The sequence below is a fragment of the Streptococcus sp. GMD6S genome (assembly GCF_000297015.1).
Window position 1 is genome coordinate 1 of the sequence record NZ_AJRH01000288.1, and the last position, 6,875, is coordinate 6,875.

General features: G+C 37.3%; 6 protein-coding genes. All 6 read right to left on the reverse strand.

The annotated features are described in order from the left end of the window. Positions 1-800: MFS transporter (locus GMD6S_RS10700; protein WP_000862378.1), on the reverse strand; the 800-nt coding region annotated here is incomplete at its 3' end. Further along, entirely contained in the window at positions 797-3,313 is a 2,517-nt protein-coding gene (locus GMD6S_RS10705) for a class III lanthionine synthetase LanKC N-terminal domain-containing protein (protein WP_000375504.1), read from the reverse strand. The genes GMD6S_RS10705 and GMD6S_RS10700, both read right to left, overlap by 4 nt. Before the next feature lie 471 nt (positions 3,314-3,784). Next, the gene (locus tag GMD6S_RS10710) at positions 3,785-4,648 is read right to left on the reverse strand and encodes an Rgg/GadR/MutR family transcriptional regulator (protein WP_000572854.1); all 864 of its coding nucleotides are present in this window, start codon (positions 4,646-4,648) and stop codon (positions 3,785-3,787) included. 103 nt (positions 4,649-4,751) lie between these two features. Next, positions 4,752-5,762, reverse strand: a complete 1,011-nt coding sequence (tsaD, locus tag GMD6S_RS10715) for a tRNA (adenosine(37)-N6)-threonylcarbamoyltransferase complex transferase subunit TsaD (RefSeq protein WP_000655027.1) — start codon at positions 5,760-5,762, stop codon at positions 4,752-4,754. Next, the gene (gene rimI / locus GMD6S_RS10720; RefSeq protein ID WP_000569857.1) at positions 5,752-6,189 is read right to left on the reverse strand and encodes a ribosomal protein S18-alanine N-acetyltransferase; all 438 of its coding nucleotides are present in this window, start codon (positions 6,187-6,189) and stop codon (positions 5,752-5,754) included. Before rimI ends, tsaD begins: the two co-directional genes overlap by 11 nt. Beyond that, positions 6,186-6,872, reverse strand: coding sequence for a tRNA (adenosine(37)-N6)-threonylcarbamoyltransferase complex dimerization subunit type 1 TsaB (gene tsaB / locus GMD6S_RS10725; protein WP_000865683.1), 687 nt, complete (start codon positions 6,870-6,872; stop codon positions 6,186-6,188). The genes rimI and tsaB overlap by 4 nt, the downstream gene beginning before the upstream one ends. Between the last annotated feature and the right edge of the window lie 3 nt (positions 6,873-6,875).

Below are 6,875 nucleotides of genomic sequence, written 5' to 3' on the forward strand. Positions count from 1 at the left end.
GGTGGTGATAATGGTTTCCTCTGTGATGATAATCCCCAGCGGAATCGTAACGTAGTAGGTACAGTGACATTGATCACAGCTTGGCTGATAGATACGATAAATAAAATGAAGATCACTCTATCCATATTCCAGATCAATTTCGATGATTGGAACAAATGCTGGCAAAACGACTTTATGGAAAGACCTTCTTGATAGTTAATTGTTTTTTCAACTTTCAAAAGATCATTTTTTATCAGAAGAATACCTACAAATGCTATCAGAAACGTCAGAGCGTTGAGCAAGGAAATGAACTGAATGGAAAGAATTCCTAGTAGAACCCCTCCTAGAATATTACTGATTGTCCGAACTAAACTAACTGTTGATTGTTTAAAACCAATGGCTTCTGTAAGATGTTCTTTCCCAATGATTCTTATAAAAATAGGAGTTAGCATGGCTCCTGAAAAGTAACTCAATGTATCCGACAAGAGATTCATCAAACAAATAAAGAATACTAGCCATAAGGAAAAGGACTGCCCTGAAAGCGAAAGTGCCACTATAGAATAAAGTACAAATTTGACAAAACTAATAACCGTATACTTTAGAACACGATAATGTTGAAAATCAGCCAAAACTCCCATAAAGATTTGCAGAACTTGAGGAACAGTCTCTGAAATCGTAATGAGTAAAATTGCCAAGGGGGCAAACGAAGCATCTGCCACATAATTCAAAAAAGCAAGATAAAAAATCGTATCCCCAACCGTTGAAATCCACTGGTTGATGGTTAATTGCCTAAAATCTCTATTTTGAATAAATACTTTCATCGCAACTCCTTTTTGAGTTCAAACGGGAAGTTTTCCCCAAGGATAGACCAATAAATCCCTAGATTTCCGATTCCAAAATCAAATAATGTATCTGAACTTTCTTCACATTCAAATACCAAAATACCATTTTTATCTCTTTTGGATCTACTTAATAAAATCTCAATTACATTCTCACGTAAATTTAAATTATCCTGATAGTTTAGAGTTTGCAACAAACTGGATAAACCATGACAATAACAACTTGACTGAATAAGATTGAATTTGAAAGCAAGTTGTTGAAATCTTGAAATTATTTTTGAATACCTTTTATCATATAATAATTCAAAATAAAGTAAGATTCCTGAAGTTCCTTCGCACCACGATAGTTCTAAATTTGTAGGAGTTGCATTTAGTCTACTATATTCATTTTCTAACAGATTTTCTAACAGATTATTAAATACATTAATACTATTTTCGTAAGCTACCTTAAATTCAAATTCCGAATTATAAATTGAAATTACGTATGCAATCCCAGCTAAACCATGTGCAAAATTACATTCTTTTAAACTATTAACATTTTGTATCTCTTCTACAAAATATAAATATAACTCCTCTATTTTTTCTCTAATAAATTTCATACTATCGACATCATTGAAATTTATACAGTATTTCATAATACTCAATAAAACACCTGACTTTCCTAAAGCAAAGTCAAATACTTCAACTTTCTGATAATTACTTATCAAGTCTTTATAAATTTCTCTAGTTTTATCTATAATCAATTCTCTACTTGGATTGTTGCTGGCAAATTTTTTATAGAACTCTAATAATGCCCAAAGATATCCAGAAGAACCAAATAAAATTGAATAACCATTTAAATACCCATTTCCTTTATTTTGATTTCCTTCAGAGATAAGCCACTCGATAATTCTACCATTGTCAGAAATGTCTCTCATGTGTGATAAATAAAACAAATATCCTGATAAGCCATGTTGAAACGATACTGGACTAACAAATTCTCCAAATTCATTTGAATTTAGTATCCTACTTTCTCTATTCATATTTAATGAAAGAAGATAGTTAATAAGTGTCTCATTTTCAATTTGAAAATCGAATGAGGAATTAACTCTCTTTGAATGAAATCCTATATTTTCATCTTCAAAATCGTTTATATACTTCATCTTCTCGAATCGGTCTAACTTCTCTTGTTCACTTAAATTCAATAAATACATCAACCAGTTAAATTGCGATTTAGTTATGTTCCCAATTTCTTTCTCCATATACATACAAGACTTGATTTTATCTAAAGCAGTTATATTTAAGAAGACGTCCTCTCCTTCAAATATTAAAACATGCTCGCGCATAATCGCCAAACTCAACATTGCAAGTGCAAAATAATCCTGTTGAATGGTACAAATTTTTGAGGAACAATCAGTATTTATCATGAATTTTGTAGCAGCTCTTCTAACAGTATTATTTTTGTTTGTAAAATTTTCTAGGTCTATTAACCTAACACGACCAAAATCATCCAATATAAAGTTTGTTGGAGAAATATCCACTGCTAAATATCCTTCAGCATGAATGTCATTAATAATATCAATTATATTATTAATAATTACATTTTTTTCGATATCAATATTTTTTAAATCAAAAAAATTATATCCTGGTATAAACTTTTGCACTACGAAGTAATCTTCATTGACATAAAACTCTTCAATTAATTCTGTCGTATAGGACTTGTTCTGAAATACTTTCAAATTTGTTGCTTCATTCTTTAATTCATCAATTGCAGAGAAACCATCATCCCAACTATAAACATATGGTCGTGCATGTTTTATTATCACTTTCTGATTACTATTTTTTACTACAGCTCTGTAAACATTTCCTCTATTGGATTTTTTCAGAATACACTCGATATTATAGTGATTTAAAGGGTGATTCTCTGGAATTCCCGGGGAGGGTTTAAATAATTTATTTTTTTCCACATCAGTAAATAAATCCTTAACCCCTTCTGGCAAATACGGATAATTTAATCTCAGATCCTCTACTAATTCTCCTCTACTATTTTTCATCATGTAGACAATTTTATTTTCAGAAAAATTGTAGTTTTTAATTGCTTTAAACGCCCCATATCTATAATGTATTGGAGAATGTTCACCACATTGAAAATCTGATAAAATCCTTGGAGCTTTATAGTTTTCTAACTTTTCTTTTAGATTTAATATTATTCGTTTGGCCTGCTTCCTACTAGACGGATATATAGTGATAAACTTATTTGCAGTAGGAGAAACTTCCCTCGGAGAATTCAATTTTTTTAACTCATCCAAACAATCTAGAACTTTGTAGTTACATCTTTCCTTCTCCAGCTCTTGTGCAACAATATAAAAAATATTACAAGCGTCTTTTAGTTGACTGCTTACATGAAGTTTCCATCCCTGTGTAAGTTTATTGTTACTATACTTCACAAATAACCACCCATTTTTATGGTAAGTGTCAACTTGTATTTTATTCAGCATTGTTTGTAATCTATCCATAAATATAATAAATACATTATCTCTAAAATGAAATTAAGGATAGTTAATTAGTAATTAACTATCCTTAATTTTAACCAATTATTCTTAAAGAGCAGTAAATGAGCAAGTCCACTTACAAACTTCACGTGATACAGTAATTACTGGCTCTTCAGGTAACAATTCAAGTTCCATTAGATTATGCATTTCTTTTCTCCTTTAATTATTTTTCTTTGTAAACCACTTCTGCAACCTAGGATTTGCTTCAAATGTCTTACAAGGACAGTATAACACAGAAATTAGCTCATTTTAGAAAATCGCATATTTGATATTTTTTCTCATGGAAATTTCACATTTGCGATTTTTGTAGATTTGACTCTTTCCCTGATATAATGAAGGTACTACTCACAAGGAGGGATATAATGATGAAAAAAAGCAAAATCCAACTGATACTCCTACTTATTTTAGAGTGGGTTATTGTCATTCCTTTTCTAACTAATCGATAAGCTCTTTGTATTGCTGCAAACGCAATTCAAAAAGGGCTGTTAATTGTGGATTTTCTAATATTTGCAGAGATTGGATAAAGTGTTCAATCTCTTTTTGATTGCTCCCCTTGGTTTGAAGGAATACACTCATCTTCTTTAAAAACTGCAATGATACTTTCTCAAAAACATCATATGGCCGGAGCATACTCTCCAACTCGGCTTCAAAGATTGGGATGTAAGAGAAAAGCTTACGCTCCATGAGCTCTGAGATGATATTAAGATAACCACTTTTCATATACAATTGATTGTGTACCAACTCTTTAAATTCCTTGGATTTTTCAAGTAAAGAGGTGGATAAAAAAATCAGATCTTGATTACTTAAGAAAGGCATGGTATTGCAAAAAAGATAGAGTTCAAACCAGGTCCAAGACTCGATAGCATAGAGATAGGTGGTCAAAAACTCGCTATCCTCCTCTTCTAACGGATACCTTTTATCTAAGGAATGGATAGCATCTTTAATCACAATAGCATTCAAACGACGATAGGTCTGCGCCATCTGTTCCTGCTCAACTTCCTCTAATAGTTGCTCTAAGCCAGCCATATCTTGATGGGCAAAACGATCTACAACTTTTCGTCCAAATCGCATATGTGGGGATTCCTGATAATTATTAAGCTTGTGTCCAAACTCATCAAAGGTCACATTTATCCCTTGGATAGCTAGTATCAGTTTATCCGCAGACAGCATAGACTGTCCCAGTTCAAACTTGGATAACTGAGAAGCTGTTAGACCTTCACAAGCCACATCTGACTGCTTGAGCTTTCTCGCCAGCCGCAATTCCTTGTAAAATTCTCCCAATTCCATTCTCTCAATCATCTGGCCACCTCCTAATTTTTACATATTATATCATCATTTTTACAGCTTTGTCAAAATATTCTGACATTTTCCGGAGTAAAAAAGCCAGCCTCAAGCTGACTCTTTATTCCATAGTATCAAAGGCGAGGCTTGGTTTGGCGTTGAGGTCCAAGCCTGCAAAGTTTTCTTTATTCCACTCGCTGACGCTGGCATAGGCAATCATACCCGCGTTGTCTCCGCAAAGGCGTAGGGGAGGGATGATAACCTTGACATCTGTGATTTCAGCTGCTAGTCGTTCTCTGAGCCCTTTATTGGCAGCCACGCCACCTGCTACAACTAGAGTTTTAACAGGATATTTCTCCAAGGCCTTCTTGGTTTTGGTCATAAGAATATCCATGACCGCAGCTTGGAAGGAAGCTGACAGATCTTTCTTGGACAAGCTTTCTCCCTTTTGCTCGGCATTGTGGTGAAGATTGATAAAGGCAGACTTCAAACCTGAAAATGAAAACTCCAGATTATCTTCCTTGATCATGGCACGAGGGAAATCATACACATCCTGTCCCTGATGAGCCAACTCGTCAATCTCGCGACCTGCTGGATAAGTCAATCCCATGACACGGCCGACCTTGTCATAGGCCTCACCAACCGCATCATCCCGCGTTTCTCCAACAATCTTGTAATCCCCAGCCTCTGACACATAGACCAACTCTGTGTGCCCACCGCTGACCAAGAGAGCTAGCAAGGGAAACTCCAAAGGCTCCACACTCTGAGCCGCCATAAGGTGACCAGCCATGTGGTTAACGGGGATCATCGGAAGTCCATGAGCCCAAGCAAAAGCCTTGGCAGCTGACAAACCAACTAGCAGTGCTCCAACCAATCCAGGTCCATAAGTAACGGCAACAGCTGTCACATCCGCTTCGGTAATCCCTGCTTCTGCTAGCGCCTCCTCGATGCAGGCTGTAATAACCTCGACATGGTGACGACTAGCTACTTCTGGTACTACGCCCCCAAAACGCTTGTGACTCTCAATTTGACTCGCAATGACATTGGACAAGAGCTCGTCATCGTTTTTCAGTACGGCAACACTGGTCTCATCACAGGATGTCTCAAATGCTAAAATATATCTATCCTTCATCTATTTCTCTCTTCATGATGATGGCGTCCTCGACTGGGTCATGGTAGTAGGCCTTTCGCTCAGCGATGACCGCCATCTTTTCTTTCTTGTAAAATGCTTGCGCTCGTTGGTTTGACTTTCTGACTTCGAGGAAAATCTCCTTATCCGCTGGCAATTGAGCAAACAAGGCTGACGCAATTCCCTGACCCTGATAGCTAGGCAGTACAGCAATCTGCAAGACTTCTGCTTCAAAGAGATTCTCCTGAACGGCTAGAAAGCCAATCACTTCTGCCCCATCATAAGCTAGAGCGTACCAAGTCTGGTCTTGGGACAGGTCTGCTTGGATTTGTTCCAGTGCCCAAGGACTGACTGGGTAAACTGTTACCATAACAGCGTAGATTGCTTGAGCCAGGTCAGGCTGTCTTTGGATTCTTTTGATTTCTATCATAGACGTTTAATGTAGGACTCACCAGACTCGGTATGGTTCTTGAGCCAGTTTTCCTCAGCCTCAACACGCTTGAGATAGTTAGGAACAAAGTCATGAATGGACTGGGAAGGCAGGTCTAAACCGAGACGACCAACAGCCGCCGCGTTTGGCAAAGTTGGCTGAAGGGTAGCCTGAGGAAGAGCCACTTCAATCTGCTCCGTAAAAGCTGCTGTCTCTCCGACAAAGGTGACTGACTGGTTAGCAGCGCCAGCTATTTCCAAAACCTCTGCCAAAGGCAGATGAGCTTCCGGCCACACAGCCTGACCAGACTGGTAAAAGCCAGCATAGACATTATTGCGGCGGGCATCCATGACAGGAATGACCAAACCTTCCACCTGCTCTGGAACTAAAGCCAGCAAACTAGACACACCAACCAGCTCAATCTTGAGGGTATGGGCCAGAGTCTTGGCTGTCGCCACCGCAATTCTCAGACCTGTGTAGCTGCCCGGACCTTGAGCAACTACGATACGATCCAAATCCTTGGGTGTCCAATCCAGACTGCCCATCAAAAAATCGATGGCAGGCATGAGGGTAATACTGTGATTTTTCTTGATATTGATCATAGTCTCAGCAAGAACCTGCTTGTCCTCTAAAATGGCTAGAGAAAGAGCCTTGCTGGACGTATCAAAAGCTAATACTTTCATAAC

What these genes read in the sequence shown, in the direction of transcription:
- GMD6S_RS10710 (WP_000572854.1), bottom strand. Translation starts at nt 4,648, where the DNA reads ATGATTGAGAGAATGGAATTGGGAGAATTTTACAAGGAATTGCGGCTG.
- rimI (WP_000569857.1), bottom strand. Translation starts at nt 6,189, where the DNA reads ATGATAGAAATCAAAAGAATCCAAAGACAGCCTGACCTGGCTCAAGCA.
- GMD6S_RS10705 (WP_000375504.1), bottom strand. Translation starts at nt 3,313, where the DNA reads ATGGATAGATTACAAACAATGCTGAATAAAATACAAGTTGACACTTAC.
- tsaB (WP_000865683.1), bottom strand. Translation starts at nt 6,872, where the DNA reads ATGAAAGTATTAGCTTTTGATACGTCCAGCAAGGCTCTTTCTCTAGCC.
- tsaD (WP_000655027.1), bottom strand. Translation starts at nt 5,762, where the DNA reads ATGAAGGATAGATATATTTTAGCATTTGAGACATCCTGTGATGAGACC.